The sequence below is a fragment of the Mycobacterium sp. genome (genome assembly GCF_049585075.1).
GTDB lineage: Bacteria > Actinomycetota > Actinomycetes > Mycobacteriales > Mycobacteriaceae > Mycobacterium.
On record NZ_JBAUZA010000420.1, the window covers coordinates 1 to 2,072 of the forward strand.

The 2,072-nt window shown below is 66.9% G+C and carries 3 protein-coding genes; all 3 read left to right on the forward strand.

Going from position 1 to position 2,072, the window contains the following annotated elements:
- A partial coding sequence (mltG, locus tag WB785_RS19885) for an endolytic transglycosylase MltG (protein ID WP_424081053.1) occupies positions 1 to 1,118 on the forward strand: 1,118 nt, incomplete at its 5' end.
- A complete protein-coding gene (locus WB785_RS19890; RefSeq protein ID WP_424081055.1) occupies positions 1,105 to 1,893 on the forward strand; it encodes a shikimate dehydrogenase in 789 nt (262 codons plus the stop codon). The genes mltG and WB785_RS19890, both read left to right, overlap by 14 nt.
- Positions 1,894 to 1,903: 10 nt before the next feature.
- Positions 1,904 to 2,072, forward strand: a 169-nt coding sequence (locus WB785_RS19895) for a prepilin peptidase (protein ID WP_424081057.1), incomplete at its 3' end; no start/stop codon positions are given.

The window sequence follows — 2,072 nt, forward strand, 5'->3', positions numbered from 1 at the left end:
GATCAGCCGTCGGCCTGCTCATCGTCGTAGTGGTGGCGGCCGTGTTCGTCGGCTCCAAACTGTGGCACAGCTTCGGCCCGCAGAATGACTACTCCGGCAGCGGCAAAAAGGATTTGGTGATTCAGATCCACGCCGGCGACTCGACCACGGCGATCGGCGAGACGCTGCACAACCATGATGTTGTGCGCACCGTGAAAGCGTTCCTCGAGGAGGCGGACGGGAACGAAGCGATCTCGTCGATCCAACCCGGCTATTACCGGATGCGCAGCCAACTTCCGGCGTCGTCGGCGGTAAAGCGGCTCACCGACCCGGCGAGCCGGGTGGGCAAGTTGGTGATTCCCGAGGGCCAGCAACTCGACGACACCGCCGACGTCAAGACCAATGCCACCACACCCGGCATCTTCACAATGATCTCCAAGGCCACCTGCGTCGACCTGGACGGGGACACGCGCTGCGTCTCGAGCGCCGACCTGCGGACGGCCGCCGAAAAGACCCCGCTCGCTTCGCTTTCAGTGCCGGCCTGGGCGGTCGACCCCGCCAGCCGGATGGGCGACGATCACCGCCGGCTGGAAGGCCTGATCGCGCCGGGAACGTTCAACGTCAACCCGTCGGGCACTCCCCAGACGATTCTGGAAACGCTGATCAGCGCCAGCACAGGGCAGTACGTGAAGTCGGGTCTGCTGGACACCGCGACCGCGATGAACATGTCGCCGTACAACGTTTTGGTGGTCGCGTCGCTGGTCCAACGGGAGGCCAAACCACAGGACTTCCCGAAGGTGGCCCAGGTCATCTACAACCGGCTGGCCGAGCACCGCACATTGGAGTTCGACTCGACGGTGAACTATCCCCTGGATCGCCGCGAAGTCGCTACCACCGACGCCGATCGCGCGCAGCAAACGCCTTGGAACACTTACGTTTCCGAGGGGCTGCCGGCGACGCCGATATGTTCGCCCGGCACCGATGCGCTTAAAGCGGCCGAGCATCCCGAACCCGGTGACTGGCTGTACTTCGTCACCATCGACGCGCAGGGCACGACGTTGTTCACCCGCGACTACCAACAGCATCTGGCGAACATCGAGCTGGCCAAGCACAACGGTGTCCTCGATAGCGCCCGCTAGACGAGCTGGGGTGCTCGGCTCGCCGATTGCGCATTCTCGTTCCCCGCAACTGCACCTGGCCGCCTACCGTGCGCTGGGGCTAGGCGACTGGACCTACGAGCGAATCGAGTGCGGCGCCGACGAACTGGCCGCGGTGGTCGGCGGGTTCGGGCCGGAATGGGTCGGCGTCTCGGTGACGATGCCAGGCAAGTTCGCCGCGCTGCAGTTTGCCGTCGAACGCACCGAACGCGCCGAGCTGGTCGGGTCGGCCAACACGCTCGTGCAGACGCCGGGCGGATGGTGGGCCGACAACACCGACATCGACGGGGTGACGGGTGCGCTTGGCACCGCGTCGGGGCGGGCAGTGGTGGCGGGGTCCGGCGGCACCGCCCCGGCGGCGATCGTGGCCTTGGCCGAGTTGGGTGTCGGCGATGTCACCGTGGTGGCGCGCAACCCGGACAAGGCCGCCCGATTGGTCGAGCTGGGGGAGCGGGTCGGGGTAGTGACCCGGTTTTGCGCGCTGGACAACGTCAGGTCGCTCGATGAGGCGACGGTGTTGGTCAATACGCTGCCTGCCGACGTCGCGGCACGGTATGCCGAGGTATTCGCCAAGGCGCCGGTGCTGCTGGACGCGATCTACGACCCCTGGCCGACGCCGCTGGCGGCGGCGGTGACGGCGGCGGGCGGTCGGGTGATCAGCGGCCTGCAGATGCTGCTGCATCAGGCGTATGCGCAAGTCGAACAATTCACAGGGCTGCCTGCGCCGCGAGAAGCGATGATCGCCGCGTTGGACTAGCCTGCCGCGCATGCTGATGGCAGCCGCGGTGCTCTGGATGGGAGCGCTGACCAGCTACGACATCCGCCAGCGCCGGCTACCCAATTGGCTCACGCTGCCGGGTTTCGCGGTGATCATGCTCTTTGCCGCAGGCGCGGACCGCGGGCCGGCCGCTGCGCTGGGGGCCGGGCTACTGGCCG